The sequence below is a fragment of the Streptomyces sp. NPDC056527 genome, assembly GCF_042794475.1.
In the GTDB taxonomy this organism is placed as follows: domain Bacteria; phylum Actinomycetota; class Actinomycetes; order Streptomycetales; family Streptomycetaceae; genus Streptomyces.
In genome coordinates this window covers 1-24356 of sequence record NZ_JBHTTQ010000045.1, presented here as the reverse complement: position 1 = coordinate 24356, position 24356 = coordinate 1, and the positions used below count along the sequence as shown (strand labels likewise).

General features: G+C 71.1%; 27 protein-coding genes. 16 read left to right on the top strand and 11 right to left on the bottom strand.

Annotation, left to right across the window (positions count from 1 at the left end; translation table 11 throughout):
* Positions 1-41 precede the first annotated feature (41 nt).
* The gene (locus tag ACFQ7Q_RS21710) at positions 42-377 is read right to left on the bottom strand and encodes a YnfA family protein (RefSeq protein ID WP_383557698.1); all 336 of its coding nucleotides are present in this window, start codon (positions 375-377) and stop codon (positions 42-44) included.
* Positions 378-471: 94 nt separating this feature from the next.
* Between ACFQ7Q_RS21710 and ACFQ7Q_RS21705 the strand changes: the two genes are divergently transcribed.
* On the top strand, positions 472-942 hold the full coding sequence (locus ACFQ7Q_RS21705; RefSeq protein WP_383557696.1) for a hypothetical protein: 471 nt from the start codon (positions 472-474) through the stop codon (positions 940-942).
* A 4-nt stretch (positions 943-946) separates the two neighbouring features.
* Here the strand turns inward: ACFQ7Q_RS21705 and ACFQ7Q_RS21700 are convergent, their stop codons facing one another.
* The gene (locus ACFQ7Q_RS21700; protein ID WP_383557693.1) at positions 947-2326 is read right to left on the bottom strand and encodes an FAD-dependent monooxygenase; all 1380 of its coding nucleotides are present in this window, start codon (positions 2324-2326) and stop codon (positions 947-949) included.
* A 126-nt stretch (positions 2327-2452) separates the two neighbouring features.
* Between ACFQ7Q_RS21700 and ACFQ7Q_RS21695 the strand changes: the two genes are divergently transcribed.
* Both ACFQ7Q_RS21695 and ACFQ7Q_RS21690 read left to right on the top strand, forming a co-directional pair.
* Positions 2453-3013, top strand: coding sequence for a TetR family transcriptional regulator (locus ACFQ7Q_RS21695; protein ID WP_383557690.1), 561 nt, complete (start codon positions 2453-2455; stop codon positions 3011-3013).
* A gap of 31 nt (positions 3014-3044) precedes the next feature.
* The gene (locus ACFQ7Q_RS21690) at positions 3045-3530 is read left to right on the top strand and encodes a MarR family winged helix-turn-helix transcriptional regulator (protein WP_383557688.1); all 486 of its coding nucleotides are present in this window, start codon (positions 3045-3047) and stop codon (positions 3528-3530) included.
* Between the two features lie 119 nt (positions 3531-3649).
* On the opposite strand, the gene ACFQ7Q_RS21685 is transcribed toward ACFQ7Q_RS21690, so the two are convergent.
* Positions 3650-4387, bottom strand: a complete 738-nt coding sequence (locus ACFQ7Q_RS21685) for a Mut7-C RNAse domain-containing protein (RefSeq protein ID WP_383557686.1) — start codon at positions 4385-4387, stop codon at positions 3650-3652.
* 301 nt (positions 4388-4688) lie between these two features.
* Entirely contained in the window at positions 4689-5540 is an 852-nt protein-coding gene (locus tag ACFQ7Q_RS21680) for an NAD(P)H-binding protein (RefSeq protein WP_383557683.1), read from the bottom strand.
* 159 nt (positions 5541-5699) lie between these two features.
* Between ACFQ7Q_RS21680 and ACFQ7Q_RS21675 the strand changes: the two genes are divergently transcribed.
* On the top strand, positions 5700-6149 hold the full coding sequence (locus ACFQ7Q_RS21675) for a GNAT family N-acetyltransferase (RefSeq protein WP_383557680.1): 450 nt from the start codon (positions 5700-5702) through the stop codon (positions 6147-6149).
* A 70-nt stretch (positions 6150-6219) separates the two neighbouring features.
* Here ACFQ7Q_RS21675 and ACFQ7Q_RS21670 read toward each other — a convergent pair whose 3' ends face one another.
* Positions 6220-6780, bottom strand: coding sequence for a GNAT family N-acetyltransferase (locus tag ACFQ7Q_RS21670; RefSeq protein ID WP_383557677.1), 561 nt, complete (start codon positions 6778-6780; stop codon positions 6220-6222).
* A 14-nt stretch (positions 6781-6794) separates the two neighbouring features.
* Entirely contained in the window at positions 6795-7637 is an 843-nt protein-coding gene (locus tag ACFQ7Q_RS21665; RefSeq protein WP_383557674.1) for a DUF6597 domain-containing transcriptional factor, read from the bottom strand.
* A gap of 79 nt (positions 7638-7716) precedes the next feature.
* On the opposite strand from ACFQ7Q_RS21665, the gene ACFQ7Q_RS21660 reads away from it, so the two are divergent.
* Positions 7717-8307 (top strand): TIGR03086 family metal-binding protein, encoded by a 591-nt coding sequence (locus ACFQ7Q_RS21660; RefSeq protein ID WP_383557672.1) that lies wholly within the window; start codon positions 7717-7719, stop codon positions 8305-8307.
* Between the two features lie 137 nt (positions 8308-8444).
* Here ACFQ7Q_RS21660 and ACFQ7Q_RS21655 read toward each other — a convergent pair whose 3' ends face one another.
* Entirely contained in the window at positions 8445-8690 is a 246-nt protein-coding gene (locus ACFQ7Q_RS21655) for a hypothetical protein (protein WP_383557669.1), read from the bottom strand.
* Positions 8691-8943: 253 nt separating this feature from the next.
* On the opposite strand from ACFQ7Q_RS21655, the gene ACFQ7Q_RS21650 reads away from it, so the two are divergent.
* On the top strand, positions 8944-9789 hold the full coding sequence (locus ACFQ7Q_RS21650) for an ABC transporter substrate-binding protein (protein WP_383557667.1): 846 nt from the start codon (positions 8944-8946) through the stop codon (positions 9787-9789).
* A gap of 42 nt (positions 9790-9831) precedes the next feature.
* On the opposite strand, the gene ACFQ7Q_RS21645 is transcribed toward ACFQ7Q_RS21650, so the two are convergent.
* Positions 9832-10263 carry a MerR family transcriptional regulator gene (locus ACFQ7Q_RS21645; RefSeq protein WP_383557761.1) on the bottom strand — a complete coding sequence of 144 codons (432 nt, stop codon included), beginning with the start codon at positions 10261-10263 and terminating at the stop codon, positions 9832-9834.
* Positions 10264-10358: 95 nt separating this feature from the next.
* Here ACFQ7Q_RS21645 and ACFQ7Q_RS21640 point away from each other — a divergent pair, with 95 nt between their 5' ends.
* On the top strand, positions 10359-12326 hold the full coding sequence (locus ACFQ7Q_RS21640; protein WP_383557664.1) for an APC family permease: 1968 nt from the start codon (positions 10359-10361) through the stop codon (positions 12324-12326).
* Positions 12327-12336: 10 nt separating this feature from the next.
* Here ACFQ7Q_RS21640 and ACFQ7Q_RS21635 read toward each other — a convergent pair whose 3' ends face one another.
* Positions 12337-12921, bottom strand: coding sequence for a hypothetical protein (locus ACFQ7Q_RS21635; protein ID WP_383557661.1), 585 nt, complete (start codon positions 12919-12921; stop codon positions 12337-12339).
* Positions 12922-13178: 257 nt separating this feature from the next.
* Between ACFQ7Q_RS21635 and hemL the strand changes: the two genes are divergently transcribed.
* From hemL to ACFQ7Q_RS21595, 8 genes are all read left to right on the top strand, one after another.
* Positions 13179-14486 carry a glutamate-1-semialdehyde 2,1-aminomutase gene (gene hemL, locus ACFQ7Q_RS21630; protein ID WP_383557660.1) on the top strand — a complete coding sequence of 436 codons (1308 nt, stop codon included), beginning with the start codon at positions 13179-13181 and terminating at the stop codon, positions 14484-14486.
* Positions 14483-15184 (top strand): histidine phosphatase family protein, encoded by a 702-nt coding sequence (locus ACFQ7Q_RS21625; protein WP_383557657.1) that lies wholly within the window; start codon positions 14483-14485, stop codon positions 15182-15184. The genes hemL and ACFQ7Q_RS21625 overlap by 4 nt, the downstream gene beginning before the upstream one ends.
* 430 nt (positions 15185-15614) lie before the next feature.
* Positions 15615-16865, top strand: a complete 1251-nt coding sequence (locus ACFQ7Q_RS21620; protein WP_383557759.1) for a hypothetical protein — start codon at positions 15615-15617, stop codon at positions 16863-16865.
* A 113-nt stretch (positions 16866-16978) separates the two neighbouring features.
* Positions 16979-17584: a TlpA family protein disulfide reductase gene (locus tag ACFQ7Q_RS21615; protein ID WP_383557654.1), complete on the top strand. Its 606-nt coding sequence runs from the start codon at positions 16979-16981 to the stop codon at positions 17582-17584.
* Between the two features lie 4 nt (positions 17585-17588).
* Positions 17589-18326 carry a cytochrome c biogenesis CcdA family protein gene (locus ACFQ7Q_RS21610; RefSeq protein ID WP_383557651.1) on the top strand — a complete coding sequence of 246 codons (738 nt, stop codon included), beginning with the start codon at positions 17589-17591 and terminating at the stop codon, positions 18324-18326.
* A gap of 3 nt (positions 18327-18329) precedes the next feature.
* A complete protein-coding gene (locus tag ACFQ7Q_RS21605) occupies positions 18330-20006 on the top strand; it encodes a cytochrome c biogenesis protein ResB (RefSeq protein WP_383557649.1) in 1677 nt (558 codons plus the stop codon).
* An 11-nt stretch (positions 20007-20017) separates the two neighbouring features.
* Positions 20018-21103 (top strand): c-type cytochrome biogenesis protein CcsB, encoded by a 1086-nt coding sequence (gene ccsB / locus ACFQ7Q_RS21600; RefSeq protein ID WP_383557646.1) that lies wholly within the window; start codon positions 20018-20020, stop codon positions 21101-21103.
* Between the two features lie 37 nt (positions 21104-21140).
* A complete protein-coding gene (locus ACFQ7Q_RS21595; protein WP_383557643.1) occupies positions 21141-21668 on the top strand; it encodes an SRPBCC domain-containing protein in 528 nt (175 codons plus the stop codon).
* Positions 21669-21683: 15 nt separating this feature from the next.
* Here the strand turns inward: ACFQ7Q_RS21595 and ACFQ7Q_RS21590 are convergent, their stop codons facing one another.
* Together ACFQ7Q_RS21590 and ACFQ7Q_RS21585 are read right to left on the bottom strand one after the other, a co-directional pair.
* Entirely contained in the window at positions 21684-22316 is a 633-nt protein-coding gene (locus tag ACFQ7Q_RS21590; protein WP_383557640.1) for a response regulator, read from the bottom strand.
* 119 nt (positions 22317-22435) lie between these two features.
* On the bottom strand, positions 22436-23557 hold the full coding sequence (locus ACFQ7Q_RS21585) for a sensor histidine kinase (protein WP_383557638.1): 1122 nt from the start codon (positions 23555-23557) through the stop codon (positions 22436-22438).
* Between the two features lie 122 nt (positions 23558-23679).
* On the opposite strand from ACFQ7Q_RS21585, the gene ACFQ7Q_RS21580 reads away from it, so the two are divergent.
* A complete protein-coding gene (locus ACFQ7Q_RS21580) occupies positions 23680-24258 on the top strand; it encodes an RICIN domain-containing protein (RefSeq protein WP_383557635.1) in 579 nt (192 codons plus the stop codon).
* Positions 24259-24356 lie beyond the last annotated feature (98 nt).

Here is a 24356-nt window from a genome sequence, read left to right as displayed (position 1 = left end):
ATTGTGTCGATCGCGTGGCCAGGATAGGTGGCCGGTCGATGTCAGCGGGCGCGCGGGGCGTACATGATCACGGCCATGCCGGCGATGCAGATCAGGGCGCCGACGACGTCCCAGCGGTCGGGGCGGTAGCCGTCGGCGACCATGCCCCAGGCGAGGGATCCGGCGACGAACACCCCGCCGTAGGCGGCCAGGATCCGGCCGAACTCGGCGTCGGGCTGGAGGGTGGCCACGAATCCGTAGACGCCGAGGGCGAGGACTCCGGCGCCGATCCAGATCCAGCCGCGATGCTCGCGGACGCCCTGCCAGACGAGCCACGCTCCACCGATCTCGAACAGGGCGGCGACGACGAACAGGGCGGCGGAGCGGGCGATCACCATGCGGCTCAGGGTGCCATGGGGCGGAGGGTGACCCGGGGACACGCGGGCTGATGATTAGTCAGAGTATATGGGTGGTTGTCGGTATCTTCGGGGCATGAGTGTGATGCGCAAGGCCCTGCTCGGGGTGGCTCTGGCGGCCGCGGTGGTGCTCGGTGCGGGCGAGAGCGCCCGGGCCGTCGGGCATGAGGCCGATCTGGCCCACCATGGTCATGTCTCCCTGTGGCAGGGCCGGGTCGGTGTCCTGCTGGTGAGCGAGAACCACGGGCCGTCGGACGTGTCCCAGGCGACCGTGCGGCTCTCCTTCTCCGTACCGCTGGCCGGTGGGCAGACGCTGCCTCCGACCTGTCTGTGGGGGAGCGACCGGGTGGTGATCTGCCGGACGGGTGCGCTTCGGGCGGCCGGGGCGGTCGACGCGCTGGCTCTCGACCTGCGGACGGCGGGCGCTCCGGACGAGATGACGGTGGACATCGGCACCCTGTGGAGCGACGGTGCCGCCGACGACAACCCGAGGAACGACCGGCATCGCGTCCTGGTCCTGGCCACCGGCGACCCGTACGTCTTCTGACCGGTCAGAAGCTGTAGCCGTCGGGACGGACCAGGAGTGTCGTGCGGCGGGTGGGGTCGGCCCAGGTCGCCCGTACGAGCCGGTCCGGGGCGGTGGGGGAGACCGGTAGTCCGGGTGTCGTTCCCTCGGGGGCGATCAGGACGAACTCGCCCTTGCGCAGCAGCTCGTAGAGCCTGCCCTCGCGCAGCTTCAGGTCGGGGACGCGCCGGGTCGCCCGGCCGTAGGAGATGCCGAGCCCGCTGATCATGCCGAGGGCCTTGGCCGAGGCGGCGGGGACGGTGCCGAGGATCCGTGCGGCGAGTGCGCGCGCTGTGCGCTGGAGCGGGCCGCGAGCCATGGCGAGCCGGACGATGGCACCGCTGCTGCGGAGCACCATGGCGCCGACGGGGTGGCGCTCGGACTGGTAGCTGTCGAGGAGGGCCTCGGGGTCGGGGGCGTCGCCGCGCAGGACGGCGGCGAGCTTCCAGGAGAGGTTGGCGGCGTCCTGGAGACCGGTGTTCATGCCCTGGCCGCCGGCGGGGGAGTGGACGTGGGCGGCGTCTCCGGCGAGGAAGACGCGGCCGACGCGGTAGGACGGGGCCTGGCGTTCGTCGCTGTGGAAGCGGGAGATCCAGCGGGCGTCGTGCATTCCGTAGTCGCTGCCGAGTGCGCGGCGGGCGATGGAGCGCACCTCCTCGAGCTCGACGGGCTCGCTGTCGGGGGCTTGGCGGGTGCGGTCCCAGCCCATGACGCGGTACCAGCCGTCGCCGAAGGGGGCGATGAAGGCGAAGGCGTCCCCGACGCCGTTGACCGTGAGCAGCCCTTCGGGTTTCTCGGCGAGGCGGACGTCGGCGAGGACGATGGAGCGGATCACCGAGGCGCCGGGGAAGGGCAGGCCGAGGGCTGTCCGTACGGCGCTGCGCACGCCGTCGGTGCCGACGAGGTAGCGCGCGCGGAGGGTGAGGGGTGTGCCGTCGGGGTCGGTGAGTTCGGCGGTGACGTGATCGCCGTCCTGGCTCAGTCCGCGCAGTTCCGTTCCGTACCGGAAGTCCACACCTGTGGACAGTGCGCGCCGTTCGAGGAGTCGCTCGACCTCGTACTGGGGAGTGATGAGGAGGTACGGGAAGCGGGAGCGGAGCCGGGTCAGGTCGAGCGAGAGGCGGCGGAAGAGCCGCAGCTCGGTGATGGGGGTGCCGGTGGCGACCAGCTCGTCGGCGAGGCCGCGGGCGTCGAGCTGCTCCAGGGTGCGGGCGTGCACTCCGAAGGCGCGGGTCATGTTGCTGATGCCGTGCGGGCGGCGCTCGACGACGGTGACGCGCAGGCCCGCGGCGGCGAGGTCGCCGGCGAGCAGCATTCCGGTGGGGCCCGCGCCTACGACGAGTACGTCCGCGTCCAAGTGGTTCATGGCTCACTCCTTTGACCGAAGGTGGTGCCCACGACCGTTGGCCAACATCTGTTGGTCAACGCTTGTTGGCAACGGTAGGCCCGCGCTCGATGGACTGTCAACACCTGTTGGCCTACAGTTGTTGGCATGACGACCGCACGTCGCTCCGACACCACCCGCGCCGCGATCCTCGAAGCCGCCCGCGAACGCTTCGCCTCCGACGGCTACGAGCGAGCCACCATCCGCGCCATCGCCCGCGACGCGGGAATCGATCCGTCGATGGTGATGCGCTACTACGGCAGCAAGGAGGGGCTGTTCACCGCGGCGTCCGACTTCGAGCTGAAGCTTCCCGAGCTCACCGCTTTGCCGTCCCGGCACATCGGCGCGGTCCTGGTCACTCACTTCCTCGACCGCTGGGAGCGCGACGAGGTCCTGACCGCGCTCCTGCGCGTCGGTGTCACCAACCCCGCCGGCGCGGAGCGGATGCAGGCGATCTTCGCGGGGCAGCTCGGTCCGATCACCCGCGGTGTCTGCCCCGACCCCGCCGAGGCGCCGCGCCGTGCCGCGCTGGTCGCCTCGCAGATCCTCGGCATGGCCCTCGCCCGTTACGTGCTGCGGCTGGGGCCCGCGGTGGAGATGTCCAGGGACGAGGTCGTCGCCTGGCTGGGGCCGACCGTCCAGCGCTATCTGACGGCCCCGGAGCCGTAGATCGCGGGATGCCGCTTCGTACAATCCCTGCATGACGCAGAAGAGCTCCGCCCGGCGGGACGGCCTGATGGCCGAGCTGTACGGCGAGGCCCGCCACTACATGGCCGCGTACGCGCTGTTCAACCAGGCCGTCGCCGACCGTCTGGGGCTCCATCCGACGGACGTGCAGTGCCTGAACCTGCTCTCCCTTGAGTCCGCCCCCGTCACCACCGGCCGGATCGCCGAGCTGACCGGGCTGACCACCGGCTCCGCGACCCGGCTCGTCGACCGGCTGGAGCGGGCCGGCTACGTCACGCGCGAGCGGGACGCCGAGGACAGGCGGCGCGTACTCGTCGCCGCCGTTCCGGAGCGGATGGCGGAGCTGGGCGCGTTCTGGCGGCGGCTCAACGCGGCCTGGGGCACGATGTTCGACGCCTACAGCGATGCCGAGGTCGCCCTGCTCATCGCCCATATGCGGCGGACCGTCGAGCTCAGCGCGCAGCAGGTCGAGCGACTGCGCAAGGGCGAGATCGGCTGACCTCGCGGGCCGGCCGGCCGGGTCGCGGGGGCCGGGCGCCGTGTCTCCGGACCGTCAGGCCGGGCCAGGCGGCCAGGCGCCCGATCCGACCGTGCCGCCCGGCCGGACGCCCGGTCGGATCAGCGGGTCGCCGCGCCGCCGAACTCGCGCAGCGCGTCGGTGACGATCGCCTCCAGGCGGGCGTGGTGGGCGCCCCGCCAGTACACCCGCTCGCACTCCGTGCACCGAGCGAAGACGTCGTACGTCTTCTCCGTGCCGTGCTCCAGCCGCTCGCGCACCGAGTCCTTGTCGGCGTCCGTGAGCTGCCCGTTGCAGGCGGTGCAGCGGGTCCAGGGCGCCAGGACGGGCGCGAACCGCTCCAGTACGTCACGGAGTTGGTCCTCGGGCCGGTCGCTGTACACGTAGGCACCGGCCCACAACTCCCGGCGCCGCAGCAGCCCGCGATCCCGGGAGAGCATCACGCGCCGCTCCTTCGCCGACAGCGCGGCCAGGGCGGGGTCGCCGATGTCCTCGCTCTCGTACGCCGCGTCCACCCCGAGCAGCCGCAACCGCCGGGCCAGCGTGCCCAGATGTACGTCGAGGAGGAACCGGAGCGGCGCCCCGGGGACCTGCGTCGGACGCTCCACGCCCTCGACCTCGACCGTCTCGCCCGCCGAGGGGATGTGGGAGACCTCCACCGGACGTCCGTCCACGAGCAGCCGTCCGACCTCGGTCAGCGGAACGCCCAACGACTCCACGACATGGCCGAGCGTCGAGGCGCCGTCCGTCGCCACGGCGGTGCGCCCCGGGCGGCGATCCGCCGAGACGAAGAGCCGCAGGTCGGGGGCGAAGCTGATCTGGATCTCCGGTCCGTTCACGGGGACAGGATGTCACCGCGCGGCGCCGGGCGGCCAGGGATTTCGACCGCGACGGGGCGGGGGCGGGTTTCGGCCCGGGCTCCGGCGCGGCCCCGGCCCGGGCCTTGGCCCCCGGCCCGGGCTCCGGCGCGGCCCCGGCCCGGGCCTCGGTTGCCCGGTCCGGGCCTCGGCCCCCGGTCCGGGCCTCGGTTGCCCGCTGCGGTCCCGGGTTCTCGTTCCCGGCTTCGGCTCGGGCCCAGCCCTGGCTTCGGTCTCAGTCCCGGCTCCGGTCTCAGCCCCCGGCTCCAGTCCGCTGCGGTCCTTACGGGCGGAAGGCGTCCGCGTGGTCCGCGGCCCACTGGGCGAAGGTGCGGGCCGGGTGTCCGGTGAGGTCCTCGACCGTCCGCGTCAGTGTGACCGGTCGGCCGTCGTGCGAGGACCAGTAGGAGAGCAGGGCGTCGGCGAACGTCTCCGGTATGTAGCCGGCGACCGACTCCTTCCAATGCCCGGGTGTGACGGCGGCGGTGGTGGCCGCGCAGCCCGTCACCTCGGCGAGTATCGCCAGTTGCTCGGTGAAGTCGAGCGACTCGGGGCCGGTCAGCAGATACGAGGAGCCGCGCAGAGCGGGCCGGGTCAGCACCGCGAACGCGGCCTCGGCGACGTCCTTCTCGTGGATCGGGTCACCGTGCGACCCGGGGTACGGAAGCTCCACCGCGCGTGCGGACTTGATCGCCCGCGACCACTGCAGGGCGTTCGTCGCGAAAGCGCCCGGCTGGATGTGGGTCGCCTCGAAGGCGCCGTCGGCCGCCGCGGCCGCGAGTGCACGTTCGACGGCCAGGTGCGAGGCGGCGATCGGGTTCTCGGCGGCGTCGGGGGCGAGGACGGAGCTGGAGGAGAGCAGGGCTATGTGCTGGACGCCGGCGGCCCGGGCCTGCGAGACGAAGGAGTCGATGTGCGCGGGCTCGGCGTACAGGAAGACGGAGTCGACGCCGTCGAGGGCGGTCTCGAAGTCTGTCGGGTCGGAGAGATCGCAGCGGACGGTGTCGATGCCGTCGGGTGGGGAGAGGTCCGCGGGGTTCTTGGACGCGGCTCTGGCCTTGATGCCGGCGCCGTGGAGCAGTTCGAGGAGGGCGGAGCCCACGCGGCCGCGGCTTCCGGTGACGAGGACGGTCATGACTGGGGTCCCTTCGGTGAGGCGGCCCTCGCGCAGTCGATTGCGTAAGGAAGAATCTGTGTCACGCAGATAACTATCCGCGAGCGTTCCTCACTCGTCAACCCTGATAAGACCCCGACGGCCCCGATCAGGGCCGACGCCTGGGATACCGTCACCGCCATGAAGATCATCGACCTCGAGCCCGGTGACGCGCGCCTGGAAGCCGACATGCTGCCCGTCCTGCGCGAGCTGCGGCCGCACCTCACGCCCGAGCTCTTCCACGAGATCCACCGCAACGGCCGGCCGCAGGGCCTGAGCTTCAGCGCGGCCTACGGCGATGACGGCACCTGCGTGGGCGCCGCCGGCTGGCGGATCATCGACAACACCAGCTCGATCCGGAAGCTCTACGTCGACGACCTGGTCACCGCCGCCACCGCGCGCTCCACCGGCGTCGGCCACGCGCTCCTGGCCCACCTGGAGCGGCGCGCACGAGCCGCCGGCTGCCACGAGCTCAACCTGGACTCCGGCACCCACCGCACCGGAGCCCACCGCTTCTACCTGCGTGAACGCCTCGACATCGTGGCCTTCCACTTCACCAAGTCGCTGACCACGGACGGCGCGGAGGGCTAGAGAGGGCCAGGAGAGGGCTGGAGAGGCCAGGAGAACGCTGGGGGAAGGCCGTCGGCGGGGCGGCCGAGGGTCAGGACGCCTCCAGGTCCAGGCGCCAGTCGTTGCAGCGCAGCGGATGGCCGGGCGGGTACTCGAAGTCACGCGCCCCGAGCGATTCGAAGCCGGCCTTCCGGCACACCGCGTTCGACGGCCCGTTGTCCTTCGAGGGGAAGGCATGCAGGAAGCGGTGCGAGCGCTCGGCCCGGGCCAGCTCGGCGACCGCGCGCGTGGCCGCGGTCGCGACGCCCCGACCCTGGAACCCGGGCAGTACCGTCCAGCCCGTCTCGTAGACCGGCTTCCCGTCCAGCGTCTGCTCCCAGAAGCCGATGCCGCCGACCGCGACCTCCTCGGGGAGCAGCACGATCCGGAACATGCGGCCCGCGCTCGTACCCACGGCGCTCAGATCCACATAGCGCCGATGCCGCTTGACCAGCGCCTCCTCGGTCTCGGGGCCGCCGAGGTGCTCCATCAACTCGGGTGCGTTCATGCCCCGCAGCAGCCCGAAGTCGTCCTCGGACCAGGGCTCCAGACGCACAGACGAAGCGGACGGAGCGGGCGACGGCGACGAGGCGGTCGGGGTGTCGGCATCCATGCCCGCACTGTAGGTCAGGGGTCGGACACCTGGCGGGCGTACGCGGTCGGCGGTACCCCGACCGTCGCCGTGAAGTCCCGTACGAGATGGGCCTGATCGCTGTACCCGAGCTCGGCGGCGAGCCCGGCCCAGTCCGGGGGCTCCTGAGCCCCCGCGGCCTCGGCGCGCTCCAGGGCCTCGTGGATGCGGTAGCGCAGGATGACCCATTTCGGTCCGACACCGACGCAGTTGGAGAACAGCCGCTGGAGCGAACGGCTCGACAGGCCCTCCACGCGTGCCAGTTCGGACACCCGACGGATCGTGCGGTCCGTACGGACCAGGTCCACCAGCGCCATGGCCTGCGCCGCCTGCGGATCGGGCGTGGGGCCACGGGCCAGCAGGAAGGCGTCGAGTGCCGCCACGCGCGCGTGGTCGGTCTCCGGGGCGAGTACGGCCTCCACGGAGGCGTCGTCGGCGTCCGTGAACACCTCGTCGAGCGGGACCCGGCGGCCCGTCCACTCCGACACCGGCCACCCGGGCGCGAACGGCCGGAAGCCGCCCGGTCGGAACTGCACTCCGCAGACCCGGCCGACACCCGTGAGCTTCTTCGTGAACAGTTCGAGCCCGATCCCGGCGACCTCCCCGAAGGTGATCTCCCGGTCGTCGCCCTCGTACCGCTGGAAGACGACGTTCACGGACGGGTGGGGGACGACATGGCTGGCGTACGGCTCGGAGAGCTCCCAGTCGATGAACCAGTAGTGCTCCAGATATGGGCGAAGCTCCGGCGCGGGCTCGTGACGGCGGAAGCGGACGCGGGCGAGGAGTTCGTCGGGGTCGACGATGCCCCGGGTGTCACGGCGCGGACCGGAGGGAGCCATGCCACCCAGCGTAGGTGCCGACCTGCCGGTGTCGTGTTTCTTCAAGACCTTCCGGGGCAGGATCGCCTAGCGTCACTTCATGACGAACCGTACGCAACCCATCAGTGAGCTGCTCGGTACCGCCGCCACCCAGGCCGCCCCCGTCGTGCGCGGTATCACCGACGACAGCTTCGCCGCGCCCACGCCGTGCTCCGAGTACGACGTGCGCGCCCTGCTCAACCACCTCTTCCAGGTCGTCGTGAACTTCCAGGCCCTGGCGGCCAAGCAGCCCGCCGACTTCTCCACGACCCCCGACTGTCTGAGCGAGCCCGACTGGCGCGCCCGCTTCGAGACCGAGACGGCGAAGCTCGTCGCGGCCTGGGCGGCGCCCGGTGCGGAGGAGGGCACCTCGGCGGGAATGGGGCTGCCGTCCCGCACCGTCGGATCGATGGCCCTGCTCGACCTGACCGTGCACGTGTGGGACCTCGCCCAGGCCACCGGCCGGTCCTTCGAGCCGGACCCGGCCGTCGTGGAGAACCTGTGGGAACTGGTGGAGCGGATGGCTCCGACGGCCCGGAAGATGAACGTCTTCGGAGAGGCGGTGGAGCCGCCGGAGGGCGCCTCATCGTTCGAGCTCCTGCTCGCTGCGACCGGACGGAACCCGCGCGACTGGGCGCCCGCGGCCGAGTGACCGTGGCCGTGCCCGTCGAGTGAGCGTGGCCGTGGCCGTGGCCACGCGGCCGTATCCGCCCCCGACCCTCGGGCAGGCCGGACCAGCCCGTTCGCGTACGCCGCCTCCCGCGTCTCTCGACTACGGCCCCGCCCGGTCTACCGCAAGCGGCCGGCGGAGCCCACCGAGAGGCGTGAGACGACCTGGCCGAAGGCGTGCTCCTCGGCCGGGGTGAGCGACACGGTCTCCTGGGGGTGCCAGACCCGCTCCAGCGGCGCGTCCGCCTGTGCGCGGCGGGCACGGGAGCGCAGTCCCAGCGCCACCCACACGGCGGCGGAGACGGCGAGCAGCCCGAACAGGGTGATCACACGGGGGTCCGAGAACTGGCCGGGCAAGGACGACATGGCTGACTCCAGGGCGCGAGGGCCGGTACGGGGGGCGCGTCCTGCCTGGGACGGCGCCTGGGCACGGCGCTGACGATTCCTACTGCTTCCTCCCGACCTGTTCAGTTAACACCACGGTGGGGGACTTTCGGCAGGGGGGTCCGGGACCGAAGTCCCGCCCGGGCCCGAGGGGCGAGGCCCTCTTGTGCGGGTCGGGGAAGCGCTTCAAGGTGGCCGGGACAGGGAGAGTTCCGGCCGGGGAGGGAGCAGCCGCATGTCGGACGCAGGGGTGTGGGGGTTCACCGACGACAGGGGTACGGAGCTGACCTCCGTACAGCCGCCCGAGCGGGTGGTGGCCTATGTGCGGGCCGGGGCGGCGCTCAGGGATCTGGGGGTGACGCCCGTAGGGGTCTACGGCTCCGGGCACGACGGCGGGGCGCTCGATCCGGTCAAGGCGGGAGAGCTGGCGGCGGCCGGTGTCCCCTATCTGGGGCCGGGGCGGACCCTGGACGAGGAGGCCGTGCGGGCGCTGCGCCCCGATCTGATCGTCGACGTCACGTACGACGGGAAGAGCGCGTACGCGCTGGACGACGCCGTCGCCGAGCGGCTCGGCGTGCCGTTGCTGGTGCTCGCCGTGGGCAACGAGCTCACGCTGTCGGCGATCATCGGGCGCTTCGGCGAGCTGGGGGCGGCGCTCGGGGGTTCGGCGGTCGGGGGTTCGGCGGTCCCCGCCGCGCACCGGGATCCCGAGGCAGCGCTTCGTTCCGTCGCCGCGCGTACGGACCTCACGGTCCTCGCGCTCTCCGGTGCCGGGCCCGATCAGGTCCACCTGGCCCGGCCCCATGCCTGGCCCGAGCTGGCCCGGCTCCAGGAGCTCGGCGTGCGGCTGCTCGACCCCGGTCCCGGCGCGGGTGCGAACTGGCTCACCGCCGACTGGGAGCACGCGGCCCGGTTGAACCCGGGTCTGGTGCTCTACGACAGCCGCGCCAACGCCGTCGGGCCCGAGGCGTTCCCGCCCGTGGGGCACGCGCGCGTGGCGCCGTGGAACCCGGAGACCCCGCCGAGTCCGGCGGCGTATGCCCGCTTCTTCGGCGAGCTGGCCGCTTCGCTTCAGGAGTAGACGGAGTCCCCGCCGAGCCCGGCGGCGTATGCCCGCCTCGCTTCAGGAGTAGACGGGGATCTCGGCGCGCCCCGCCAGGCGGGCCCGCAGGGAGCCGGCGAAATCCTCGGCGCGGGTCAGCTCGGCGCGCAGTTCGGTGACCCGTTCGGTGGCGGCCCGCTCGTAGCGTCGTACGCGTGCGACCACGGCGGTCCGCTCGTCGGGCGGGAGCTCCCCGTCCGTGCCGGGGTGGTCCGCGGCGAGGCGGTCGACCGCCGTGAGCAGATCGCGGGTCTCGTCGATGGTGAAGCCGAGCGGCTTCATCCGGCCGATCACCATCAGCCGGTCCACATCGGCTTCGGTGTAGAGCGGGAATCCGCCCGGGGACGAGGCGGAGGGGACGACCAGACCGGTGTCCTCGTACTGGCGGATGGACCGCAGGGACAGCTCCGTCCGTGCGGCGACCTCGCCGATCTGCATGGGTTCGCCGGCCACGCGCAGTCTTCTCACGTCGTCCGTCCTTCCTTGTGCTGGCACCAACGGGCGCGGCTCCCGCCCCGTTCATTCCGTTTGTCCTAACTTCAGCACTTATGAGAGCTGGAAGTGCGGCGAAACGCCTGCTCGTGGGGCGGCCTTTGGACAGCGGCAGGCTCGGCGAGACCCTCCTGCCCAAACGGCTCGCCCTGCCGATCTTCTGCAGCGACCCCCTCTCGTCCGTCGCGTACGCCACCGAGGAGATCCTGCTGATCCTCGCCCTCGGCGGGCTCGCCGTGCTTCATCTGGCCTGGTACGCGGCGGTGGCGATCGTCATCCTGCTGGTGGTCGTCGTCGCCTCCTACCGGCAGACCTGCTACGCCTACCCGGGCGGTGGCGGGGCGTATGTCGTCTCCGCCGAGAACCTCGGGCAGACCGCCGCGCTCACGGCCGCCAGCGCGCTCCTCATCGACTACGTGATGACCGTCGCCGTCTCGATCGTCTCCGGCGTCGCGGCGATCACCTCCGCCGCCCCCGCGCTCGACGGACACGCGGTGGCGATGTCGGTCACCTTCGTGGCGGTCCTGGCCTGGCTCAATCTGCGCGGTGTCCGTGAGTCGGGGCGCTACTTCGCCATCCCGACGTACGCCTTCATCGCCACGATCTACCTGATGTTCGCCGTCGCGGCGGTCCGGATGGCGACCGGGGCGACGATCCGTGCCGAATCGGCCGACCTGCCGATCCACGCGGTCTCCAGCTACACCGGCCTCGCTCTCGTGCTGCTCGCGATGCGCGCGTTCGCCTCGGGCTGTACGGCACTGACGGGTGTCGAGGCGATCAGCAACGGCGTGCCGGCCTTCGAGAAGCCCAAGAGCCGCAACGCCGCCTCGACGCTCGCGATCATGGGCGCGGTGGCGGTGACCATGTTCTTCGGGATCACCACCCTCGCCATGGTCTACGAGGTGCATGTCGCGGAGGACCCAACCGAGCTGGGCCTCGCCCCCGGCACCCCGATGCCCACCGCGCTCGCCCAGATCGGCCGCGCCACCTTCGGCAGCTGGCACTTCCTCTTCTATCTGCTCCAGGCCGTCACCGCCGCGGTCCTGGTCATGGCGGCCAACACGGCCTTCAACGGCTTCCCGATGCTCGCCTCCGTCCTCGGGCGCGACCGCTACGCGCCTCGCCAGCTCTTCCACCGCGGCGACCGGCTCGTCTACTCCAACGGCGTCGTCCTGCTCGCACTGGCCGCCATCGCGCTGATCGTCGCCTTCGACGCCAGCCTCACCCGCCTCATCCAGCTCTACATCATCGGCGTCTTCGTCTCCTTCACTCTGTCCCAGGCCGGGATGGTCAAGCACTGGCGGCGAGAACTCGCCACGCCGGCGGGCGCCGCCGACCGGCGCCGGATCCTGCCCCGCCTGGCCATCAACGCCTTCGGTGCCTGCCTGACGGCGGTCGTCCTGGTGATCGTGCTGATCACCAAGTTCACGCACGGCGCCTGGATCGTCGTGATCGCGATGCCGGTGCTCTTCGCCGGGATGAAGGGCGTACGCCGGCACTACGAGACCGTGGCCGCCGAGGTCGCGGTCGAACCCGGCGCCCGCCCCCGCGCCCTCGCGGAGAACCACGTCATGGTCCTGGTGGCCTCGGTGAACACGCCGAGCCTCCGGGCCCTGTCGTACGCGAAGACCCTGCGGCCCGCCTCGCTGACGGCGGTCACGGTCGCGGAGGACCCGGCGGAGGCGGAGGTGCTCAGGGCGACCTGGGAGGCCCATGGCATCGACGTCCCGCTGCGGGTGCTCAGCTCCCCGTACCGCTCGATCGTCCAGCCGATCCTGCGGCACATCAGGGAGGCGCCCGAGCGGACGGGGGACTCGGTCGTGTCGGTCGTCATCCCCGAGTACGTGGTGGGTCACTGGTGGGAGCAGCCGCTGCACAACCAGAGCGCGCTGCGGCTCAAGACCCGGCTGCTGTTCATGAAGAACGTCGTGGTCGTCGACGTCCCGTACCGGCTCGCCTCGGCCCGTGAACTGGCGGCCGAGCGTGCGAAGGCCGCCGCGGACGCACGCGACCGGGGAAGGTGAGCCTCGGCGCCTACGGCCAGACCAGGCAGTACGGCTGGTGTCCGGCCTCGTGGAGGCGGACAGAGAAGTCCTGCCACTCGTGGAGCAGCTGGTAGACGTTGAACGCGTCGCGCGGGCCGCCGCGGTCCGGGACCGTGGACCATATGAAGGCCGCCGCGCCGACCGATTCCTCACCGATCCCGCGGAGCGGGTCGACCACGGTCATGGGCAGCTTCACCACGGCGTAGTCGGGGTGGAGGACCACCAGTTCCAGCGGGGGCACCTTGTGCAGGGGCATCCCTTGGATGCCCGTGAGGACCATCGCGGCTATGGTCTCGGGCTTGATCTTGGTGAACATGCCGCCCATGCCGAGCTCGTCGCCGCCCAGCTCCTCCGGGCGCATCGAGATCGGGACGCGGGCCGCCGTGGCGCCGTCGGGCGCGCCGAAGTATTTGTACGTCACCCCCAACCGGCCACTCCCGCCCCCCGTCGTGGGTCCCGTGATTTCCGAGGACTGTACGGGCTCTTCCGTACGCCGTCGCCGGTGCCGCCCCCGCCGGGCAGGCTCCGGACCCAGATCGTCCGTCCCCTCGCCCAGTCCGCCACCGCGATGCATATCTCCACCCGAGTGCTTTTTAGGCAACACGACCCCCGCCGCGCAACCCGATCATCGTGACAGTGACCTCCCCCACGCTCTCGCGGTGAAACACCTGTCCGCAAGAACGTCCGGCCCTCTGACACCATGGATTCCGTGAGCCATCCCTATGACGCCCCAGTTTCGCAGACGCGGAGGACCGACGCCTTGGCGTAATTCACAGGGGTGCCCACGCCGTCTCTCCGTACTCGCAGACTTACTCGCAGGTCAGGACCACAGTGCCGTATTCATACGAAGCCCCAGTCTCACAGACGCTTTTCGACCGCGCGTCCCTCGTGACGCCCGGCGGCGTGAACTCACCGGTGCGCGCCTTCCGGGCCGTGGGCGGAACGCCCCGGTTCATGGTGTCCGGTACCGGCCCGTACCTCACCGACGCGGACGGTCGTGAGTACGTCGACCTCGTGTGCTCGTGGGGGCCGATGATCCTCGGCCACGCGCACCCCGAGGTGATCGCCGCGGTGCAGGCCGCCGTCACCCGTGGCACCTCCTTCGGCACCCCCGGGGAGGGCGAGGTCGCCCTCGCGGAGGAGATCGTCTCCCGGATCGAGCCCGTCGAGCAGGTTCGGCTGGTTTCTTCCGGTACGGAGGCCACGATGTCGGCCATCCGGCTCGCCCGGGGCTTCACCGGCCGGGCGAAGGTCGTGAAGTTCGCCGGCTGCTACCACGGGCACGTGGACGCGCTGCTGGCCGCGGCCGGCTCCGGTGTGGCCACGTTCGGTCTGCCCGACACGCCCGGCGTGACGGGCGCGCAGGCCGGCGACACGATCGTCCTGCCCTACAACGACCTGGAGGCGGTCCGGGCCGCGTTCGCCGCGCACCCGGGCGAGATCGCCTGCGTGATCACGGAGGCATCGCCGGGCAACATGGGCGTCGTCCCGCCGCTGGACGGCTTCAACGCCGGCCTGAAGCAGCTCTGCTCCGAGAGCGGCGCGCTGTACATCTCCGACGAGGTCATGACCGGCTTCCGGACCTCCCGCGCCGGCTGGTACGGCGTCGACGGGGTGAAGCCCGACCTGATGACCTTCGGCAAGGTGATGGGCGGCGGCTTCCCGGCCGCGGCATTCGGCGGCCGCGCCGACGTCATGGGCCACCTCGCCCCGGCGGGCCCGGTCTACCAGGCCGGCACGCTCTCCGGTAACCCGATCGCCACCGCCGCGGGTCTCGCCCAGCTGCGCCTGCTCGACGACGCCGCGTACGCCACCGTCGACGCGGTCTCCGAGGAGATCCAGGGGCTGGTCACCGGCGCGCTCGCCAAGGAGGGCGTCGCGCACCGGCTGCAGACCGCCTCCAACATGTTCTCGGTCTTCTTCACGGCCGACGAGGTCCGGAACTACGACGACGCGAAGAAGCAGGAGGCGTTCCGCTTCAACGCCTTCTTCCACTCGATGCTGGCCGACGGGGTCTACCTGCCGCCGTCCGCGTTCGAGTCCTGGTTCGTCTCCACGGCCCACGACGAGCGCGCGATCGAGCGGATCGCCGCCGCGCTGCCTGCCGCCGCCCGCGCCGCCGCGGAGGCCACCGCATGAGCGCCACCGAGAGCCGGCGGGGCAGCGACGACATCACCGTCGTCCACCTGGTGCGCCACGGCGAGGTCGAGAACCCCGACGGCGTGCTCTACGGCCGCCGCTCCGGCTACCACCTCTCCGAGCTCGGCCGCCAGATGGCCGACCGGGTCGCCGAGCACCTGGCCGAGCGGGACATCACGTACGTCGTGTCGTCCCCGCTGGAGCGCGCGCAGGAGACGGCCCAGCCGGTCGCCAAGGGACACAGCCTGGACCTGGCCACGGACGAGCGGCTCATCGAGGCCGCCAACGTCTTCGAGGGCAAGACCTTCGGCGTCGGCGACGGAGCCCTGCGCAAGCCGGGCAACTGGAAGCACCTCACCAACCCGTTCAAGCCGTCCTGGGGCGAGCCGTACGTCGAGCAGGTCGTACGGATGATGGGCGCGCTCGACGCGGCGAAGGACGCGGCCCGTGGCCACGAGGCGGTCTGCGTCAGCCATCAGCTGCCGATCTGGATCGTCCGCAGCTTCGTGGAGAAGCGGAAGCTGTGGCACGACCCGCGGCGGCGCCAGTGCACGCTGGCCTCGCTGACCTCGTTCACGTACCAGGGCGACAGGATCGTCTCGGTCGGCTACAGCGAGCCGGCCCGCGATCTGGTGCCGGCGCATCTGCTCGCGGGCGCGAAGCCGGTCAAGGGCGGGACGAAGGCCTTCGGCGCGTGAGCGCTCCGCGGGGGGAGCGGTAGGAAAGCCGCGGGCCTGGCTGGGGCGCGCGGTTCCCGCACCCCTCGGGCGCGCGGCCCAGCTGGAGCCGACGGGTTCCGCCGCGTCGCGGGTTCCCCGCACTGCAGGGCGCGTGGCCCAGTCGGAGCCGGCGGGTTCCCCGCACTCCAGGGCACGTGGCCCAGCCGACGGGCGAGGTTCCGTCGCGGTCCCTCGGCGCACCGGGATCCGGCGCGTGGAGGTTCTGCGCCCATGCGTTCGAGGCGCGCCCCTCCGGGTACACCCATCAGGGCGATCGGATGACGAGAAGTCATCTGGTCGCCCTGAAATTTTTGTGCTAATTCCCGGAACCTCCTTGTTCCTCCCTGCATCTCACTCATTGTCGGTTTGGATGACCATTCGGTCAGACGTGAGTACGAATGGGGACGTCATGCGCGGGATCAGTCGAAGGGGACTACTGGGAGCGGGCGTTGGGGCCGCGGCGGCGCTCGGGGTGGCCGGGTGTAGCTCGAACAACAAGGACAAGTCGGGCAATTCGATACCCGGCAAGGGGGGTGACGCCTCGGGATCCCCGAGCACGTCGGCACCCACCGAGAAGGAGGCCAAGCTCATCGGTGACGGTTCCACCGCCGACACCGGAAAGCAGCCGAATCAGCCCGACGCCCCCGTGCCGCTCGAACCGGGGCAGACTCCGCCGCAGTTCGTGATCTTCTCCTGGGACGGCGCCGGCGAGGTCGGCAACGGTCTCTTCCCGCGCTTCCTCGAACTCGCCAAGAGCCATGACGCCGCGATGACCTTCTTCCTCTCCGGGATCTACCTCCTGCCGGAGTCGAAGCAGGACCTCTACCGCCCGCCGAACAACCGCGTCGGCGCCTCCGACATCGGCTACCTCACCGACGACCACATCAAGGACACCCTCAAGAACGTCCGCCAGGCCTGGCTCGACGGACACGAGATAGGCACCCACTTCAACGGCCACTTCTGCGCCGGCTCGGGCTCCGTCGGGAACTGGACCCCGGCCCAGTGGCAGAGCGAGATCGACCAGGCGACGAAGTTCGTCACCGAGTGGAAGACCAACAGCGGCTGGACCGACCTCGACCCGCTCCCCTTCGACTACCGCAAGGAACTCGTCGGCGGCCGCACCCCGTGCCTCCTCGGCCAGGACAACCTGCTGCCCACCGCGAAGCGGCTCGGCTGGCGCTACGACGCCAGCTCCCCCGGCGGCCGGCAGATGTGGCCGGACAAGCGCCAGGGGATCTGGGACCTCCCGCTGCAGGCCGTGCCCTTCCCCGGCCACTCCTTCGAGGTCCTCTCCATGGACTACAACATCCTCGCCAACCAGTCGAAGAACACGACCAAGGGGATGCCCTCGCGCTACCCGGGCTGGCGCAAGCAGGCCACCGAGGCGTACCTCAAGGGCTTCCGGCGCGCCTACGAGTCCAACCGCGCGCCCTTCTTCATCGGCAACCACTTCGAGCAGTGGAACGGCGGCATCTACATGGACGCCGTCGAGGACGCCCTCAAGGGCATGGCGGGCAAGAAGGACGTCAGGCTGGTCTCGTTCCGGCAGTTCGTGGACTGGCTGGACGTGCAGGACCCCAAGATCCTCGCCAAGCTCCGTACCCTCGAGGTCGGGCAGTCGCCCGCCGGCGGCTGGAACGCCTTCCTGAAGGCCGCCTAGCCCGCACGGGGCGTTCCTCCCGCTTCCGCCCCTTAAGCCCCCTTGACAAGGGGCTTTACGGGCACCCAGGGGGGTGCCCAAGATCCCCCAAACGCCCATGCGAAACTTTTCACATGAGCCTTAGCCGTGCCCCTCGACGCACCCTGCTCGCCGTTGGAACGCTGTCGGCCGCCCTCGCGTTGTCCGCCTGCACATCGGACAACAACGGCAAGTCCGGCGGCGGCGGTGGAACCAACTTCGTGACCGACACGGGGGGTATCTCCACGGTCGCCAAGGGCGAGCGCAAGGCGACCAGCAAGATCGCGGGCGAGACGCTGGAGGGCGAGAAGCTCGACCTCGCCGACCTCAAGGGCAAGGTCGTCGTGATGAACGTCTGGGGCTCATGGTGCCCGCCCTGCCGCGCCGAGGCCCCGCACTTCACCAAGGTCGCGAACGACCTCAAGGTCAAGGGCGTGGAGTTCGTCGGCATCAACACCCGCGACTTCAACAAGCAGCCCGCGCTCGCCTTCGAAGAGGACTACAAGGTCCCGTACCCGAGCCTCTACGACCCGGCCGGCAAGCTCATCGTCAACGGCTTCCCCAAGGGCACGCTCAACCCGCAGGCCATCCCCTCCACCGTCGTCCTCGACAAGGACGGGAAGATCGCCGCCCGCTCCCTCATGGCCCTCGACGAGAAGAAGCTCCGCTCGATGATCGAGCCGCTTCTCGCGGAGAAGTGATCCGGTGAACGAGACGGTCTTCAGCGGGGCCCTCCTGCTCGCCCTGCCCATCGCCGTCCTCGGCGGCCTGGTCTCCTTCTTCTCCCCGTGCGTCCTGCCGCTCGTCCCCGGCTACCTCAGTTACGTGACCGGCGTCACCGGCACCGATCTGGCCGAGGCCAAGCGCGGCCGGATGGCGGGCGGGGCCGCGCTGTTCGTGCTCGGATTCACCGTGGTCTTCGTCTCCGGCGGCGCCCTCTTCGGCGGCGCCGGCAGCGTCCTGCAGACGCACCGCGACATCATCTCCAAGGTGCTCGGCGCCCTGACCATCGTGCTCGGCGCCTTCTTCATGGGCGCGATGCCGTGGCTCACCCGCCGTGAGTTCCGCTTTCACAAGCGCCCTGTGACCGGCCTCCTCGGCGCCCCCATGCTGGGAGTGCTGTTCGGCCTCGGCTGGGTTCCCTGCATCGGCCCCACCCTCGCCGCCGTACTGGCGCTCGCCTCCAACGAGGCCAGCGCGGGGCGCGGCGCCCTGCTCACGGTCGCCTACTGCGTGGGCCTGGGCCTGCCCTTCATCCTCACCGCGATCGCCTTCCGGCGGGCGCTCGGCACCTTCGGCTGGGTGAAGCGACACTATGTCTGGGTCATGCGCATCGGCGGGATCATGCTGATCGTCACGGGCCTGCTGCTCGTCACCGGAGCCTGGGATGGCATCGTGTCCGAGATGCAGTCCTGGGCCGCCGACTTCACTCCGGGGATCTGACCCATGAGCAACACCGAAACGACGGAACAGCAGGACCACCTCGGCGAAGCCGGGGCCCAGCTCTCGACCGCGCCCAAGGAGGAGTCCGCCGTCGGCGGCCCCACCCTCGGCGTCTTCGGCTGGATCCGCTGGTTCTGGCGGCAGCTGACCTCGATGCGGGTCGCGCTGATCCTGCTCTTCCTGCTCTCCCTCGGCGCGATCCCCGGCTCGCTCATCCCGCAGACCAGCGCGGACGAGCTGAAGGTGCAGACCTTCAAGGAAGCCCACGAGACGCTCACGCCGATATACGAGAAGCTCCAGCTCTTCGACGTCTACAGCTCGGTGTGGTTCTCCGCGATCTACATCCTGCTGTTCGTCTCCCTCATCGGGTGCATCGTGCCGCGCAGCTGGCAGTTCGTCGGCCAGCTCCGCAGCCTGCCGCCCGGCGCCCCCGGCCGCCTCACCCGGCTGCCCGCGTACACGACGTGGCGCACCGAGGCCGAGCCCGAGCAGGTCCGGGAGGCCGCGCTCGCCCTGCTCAAGGGCCGCCGGTTCCGCGCGCACACCGTCAAGGACGCGGTCGCGGCCGAGAAGGGCTATCTGCGCGAGGCCGGGAACCTGGCCTTCCACATCGCCCTGATCGTGATGCTGGTCGCCTTCGCCTGGGGGCAGCTGTTCAAGTCCGAGGGCGGCAAGCTGATCGTCGAGGGCGACGGCTTCTCCAACACCCTCACCCAGTACGACGACTTCCGGTCCGGTTCGCTCTACAGCACGGAGGACCTCGAGGCGTTCGGCTTCCAGCTGGACAGCTTCACCGGTACGTACGAGAAGAGCGGCCCGCAGCGTGGCACCCCGCGCACCTTCGAGGCCGCCGTCACGTACTCCGAGGCGGGCGGCTCGGAGAAGAAGGCGGTCATCCGCGTCAACGAGCCGCTGGAGGTCGGCGGCTCCAAGGTGTACCTGATCTCCCACGGGTACGCGCCCGTGGTCACGGTCAAGGACGGCCGGGGCAAGGTGGTCTTCCACGGCGCCGTACCGCTGCTGCCGTTCGACAACAACATCACCTCCACCGGCGCGATCAAGGTGATGGACGGCTACCGCGACAAGAACGGCAAGAAGGAGCAGCTGGGCTTCCAGGCCTTCTTCGTGCCGACCTTCGCGGGCGCCGGCAAGGGCGACATGTTCTCGCAGTTCCCGGCGCTCGACTTCCCCGTCATGGCGCTCACCGGCTTCCACGGCGATCTGCGCGTGGACTCCGGACTGCCGCAGAACGTGTACCAGCTGGACAAGTCCAAGATGACCCAGTTCGAGGTCGAGGGCGGTACGGGTACGGCCAACCGGCTGCTGCCCGGCGAGACGATGAAGCTGCCCGACGGTGCCGGCTCGATCACCTTCGAGAAGGACATCAAGGAATGGGCGAGCTTCCAGGTCTCCCAGCAGCCCGGCAACGGTCTCGCCCTCACGGGTGCGATCGCCGCGATCGCCGGTCTGACCGGCTCGCTGTTCATCCAGCGGCGCCGGGTCTGGGTCCGGGCCGTTCGGGGGAAGGACGGCGTCACCGTCGTCGAGATGGCGGGTCTTGGCCGGAGCGAGTCCGCCAAGCTCCCGGAGGAGCTGGCCGAACTCGCGGTCACGCTCAACGCACAGGCGCCGACCGCGCCCGAACCTGCCACAGCAGAAGCCGAAGGGGCTGAGAAGTGAATCTCGCCGCCGTGAGTCTCGCAGCCGAGACCAACGAGAGCCTGGCGCAGTTGAGCGACCTGCTCATCTACTCCTCGATGGCCGTCTACACCCTGGCCTTCTTCGCCCACATCGCCGAGTGGGTGCTCGGCAGCCGCAGCAAGGTCGGCCGTACGGCAGCCGCGCTCACGAACCCGGCCGCGTCCGCCGCCCCCGCCGTCACCGTCCAGGTCAAGACGGCCGGCGGAGCCACCGCCGTGCTCGACAAGCCCAAGGTCGTCACCCGGTCCGGCGCCGGTGTCCGTGACGTGCCGGACGGTCCCGGCGCGGCCGGCGGCACGGTCAAGGGCGATCTGTACGGCCGTATCGCCGTCTCGCTGACCGTGCTCGCCTTCCTCATCGAGGCGGCGGGCGTCGTCACCCGCGCGCTCTCCGTGCAGCGGGCCCCCTGGGGCAACATGTACGAGTTCTCCACCACCTTCTCCACGGTGGCGGTCGGCGCGTACCTCGGCTTCCTCTTCGCCAAGAAGAACGTCCGCTGGCTCGGTCTTCCGCTGGTCACCACGGTCCTGCTCGACCTCGGTGTGGCCACCACCTGGCTGAAGACCCCCAGCGACCAGCTGGTGCCGGCGCTCGACTCGTACTGGCTGTGGATCCACGTCTCCACCGCGATCTTCTGCGGCGCGGTCTTCTACCTGGGCGCGGTCGCCACCCTGCTGTACCTCTTCCGCGACTCGTACGAGAACAAGCTGGCGACCGGCGGCAACCCGGGTGCCTTCGCCCGCTCCGTCCTCGAGCGGCTGCCGTCCGCGGCCTCGCTGGACAAGTTCTCGTACCGGGTCAACGCGGCGATCTTCCCGTTGTGGACCTTCACGATCATCGCCGGCGCGATCTGGGCCGGCGACGCGTGGGGCCGCTACTGGGGCTGGGACGCCAAGGAGGTCTGGTCCTTCATCACGTGGGTCGGCTACGCGGCGTATCTGCACGCCCGCGCGACCGCCGGCTGGAAGGGCCGCAAGGCCGCGTACATCGCGCTCATCGCCTTCGGTTGCTTCCTCTTCAACTACTACGGCGTCAACATCTTCGTGAGCAGCAAGCACTCCTACGCGGGCGTGTGAGCTAGCGCTTCCCCCGTCCCGGCGCGACGCTGGAGGTATGAGCGAGATACCTCGGGGCAGGTACGAGACCCATGACGGCGACGCTCATCTGCTGCGGTTCGTGGTGGAGCTCCCGTACGAGGCGGTGCGGGTCTGGGCGGCCGTCGCGACACCCGAGGGTCTGCCGCAGTGGCTGTGCGCGGCGGATCCGCTGGAGCCGAGGCTCGGCGGAGCGGTGACGCTGCGCTGGCTCAACGGGGACACGGTGGTCTCGGGCCGGGTGACCGCCTGGGACCCGGAGCTCGTGGCCGAGTACACGGTCGACCCTCCGCACGGACGGATCCGGTTCCATCTGGAACCGGCCGACGGCGGCGGGTCGACCGTGCTGCGTTTCACCAACGAGATGCGTGGGACGCAGGAGGAGAAGCTGGACGTGCTGGCGGGATGGCACGACCACTTCGAGCGGCTGGCCGCGGCGTTGGACGGTCGCCCGACGGACTGGCGGTCCTGGACCCGGGAGCGCCGGCAGCACCTGCGGGACCTGTACGAGCGGGACGAGGCGCCGTGGCCGAAGTGGGAGCCGTGAGCGCGCCCCCGCGGGTCACGGCGGGGCGTCGAGGCCGTCCTCGCGGACCCGTACCGCCAGATCGATCTTGGTGTAGGCGGGGCGGCCCGCGCGCTGGTACTTCTCCTTGACCTGATCGAGGTAGTACTTGGCGGTGTTGGGGCTGATCCGGGCCCGGCGGGCCGTCGCCTTGAGCGTCAGCCCGGAGGCGTAGTCGAGCAGCACCTGCAGCTCCCGCGGGGCCAGTCGGGGCCGTTCCGGACGGGTGTCGTGGGCCAGCGCGAAGGCCAGCTCGGCGGAGTGGACCCGGCCTTCCGAGGCGACCTCTCCGATCGCCGTCACCAGGGAGTCCAGGGCGTGGTCCTTGGTCAGGTAGCCGTCCGCCCCGGCGGAGAACGCGGCGACGATACGGGACCGGTCGGCGACCGTGCTGATGACGAGGACCCGCGGTCCCGCCGCCCGCAGCCTCCGGACGTTCTCCTCGGCCACGGAGCCGTCCTGGAGCACCAGGTCGAGCAGGACCACGTCCGCGTGCCGGCCGGGGCCGGCGAGCAGCTCGTCCACGGTGGCCGCGCAGCCGAGCATCCGCAGCTGCGCCACCTGCTCCAGCCAGGAGCGCAGCCCGTCGAGGAGCATCCGGTCGTCGTCGACCGCCGCCACGCCGATCACAGGCCCACCGGCTGCGCGCGGTGCGCCGGGGGCGCTTGCCCCGCTCGACCCGTCCGGTGCGCCGGGTGCGCTTGCCCCGCTCGGCCCGTCCGAGTCGGCTGTCGTGTTCGACGTGTCGCTCATCCCGGCCACCGCAGCTCGACGCGGGTGCCCTCGCCCGGGGCGCTGTCGACCTCGGTGGTGCCGCCGATCTCCCGCATCCGGGCGTGCATCGACCGCCGCAGCCCGGTGCCCGTCGCCGTCCCACGGCCGCCCACCAGGGCCGCCTCGGCGTCGAAGCCGCGCCCGCGGTCCACGACGGTGACGGTGATGCCGCCGCCCCGCCCGATCGCGGTGAGGTAGGCGGCCGAGGTCCCGGCATGGCGGCGTACGTTGTTCAGCGCCTCCGTCACCGCGGCGGTCAGCGCGGCCGCCACGGGGCCCGGGAGCGGGGGCAGCTCGTGATACTGGGCGGTGACCGTGAGGCCGAGGCACTCCGCGGCCGCCACCACGTCCTCCAGGGCTTCGCCCGCCGGCACCTCGGCACCCTCCTTCTCGTCTCCCGCCTCCGCCTGCTCCGACCGCTGGATCAGCCGTCGGAGATAGGCCGCCTCCCGGGCGCACCGCTCCCGCATACCCGAGGTGTTGGCGTCCACCCGGCCGGAGGCGATCGTGGTCAGCGTCGCCAGGACCGTGTCGTGCAGGGCCCGGTGGTGGGCCATCCGCTCGGCCTGCCGGGCCCGCTCGGCCTCGGCCCGTACCGCCTGCTCCCGCGCCTCGTCGAGCAGGGTGCCCTGACGGTGCAGGTACCACCGGAAGACGCGGGCCATTACGGCGGAGGAGAGCACCGACATGAGGTGCCCGAACGGCCGTGCCGTGTCCGTCTGCAGCTGGGCGGCCACATGGGCGGCGAGGATCAGCACCACCGCGCAGCCCGCCTGCCGCGTCTCCAGCCCGGCCGCCGCCGCGGCGGCGGCCGACCCGCCGAGCAGCAGCGCCCAGAACCCCGGGTCCGTCACGTGTCCGCCGCTCGCCCACAGCACCGCGTGCGGCAGCAGGCATCCCGTCAGCAGCACATCGGCCCACACGAGACGCGGTCCGAAGCCCCCGTGCGCGTACCCCGTCCCGTACAGCAGCAGGCTGGTGCCCAGCGCCACGCCGAGGAGCACCCGGACGACACCCCCGGCGGCGGGGTCGTGTACGAGAGCGGTGACGCCGGCTGTCAGATGACTGGCCCGGTACAGACCCGTCGCGAGAAGCATGAATCGCTGCGCCCGTTGCAGCCCTGACCCCACCAAACCCCCCTGAAAAGACGGGTACCGGGGGCTCAGTGGATCTCGCTAGCTTCCTTGGCGTCAAGGCAATCCCCAGCCAGGAGGAAAACGTGGCTCGAAGAACGTTCCGACGGCTCGGCAGGCATGGATTCGTGGCCTCGTTGGTCGCGCTCTTCACCCTGCTGATCCCGACCGCGGCACACGCCGACTACAACCCGAACGTGCGCTACACGAGCTCGCCGTACAACGCGGCCATTCACGAGATCCGGGCGTCCTACAGCTGGCAGTGCCTGGACATCCGCGGTGAGTCGACGAGCGTCGGCGCGGTCATCCAGCGGTACGACTGCAAGGGGCAGCACCACCAGCGCTTCGTCTTCTACCCGATGGGCGGGGAGAACTTCGCCGTCGGCACCTACGGCGGCGCCATGTGTCTGGGCACCCCGAACGCGAGCAAGGCCCCGGGGACCGGCGTCATCCAGGCGACGGGCGGCAACTGTCTGACCCTGCGCTGGCAGGACCGCGGCTCCAACCACTGGGAGATGGTCGAGGTGGGCACCGGCCAGTGCCTGCTCGACACCGGACGGCGCAGCCAGGTCGTGCTCGGTGCCTGCGGCGGCGTGGGCGAGCCCTGGCCGTCCCTGTGGACCCCGAGGTTCGACCGCTACTTCAACTACCCCGGCGGCTTCTAGCCGACGGCGGCCGCCGGGTGCCCCCCGGTACCCGGCGGCCGCGCCGCGGCGGGGCGCGGACCAATCAACAGCCTGGCGGGGGCAGGCCGGTCGTCGTA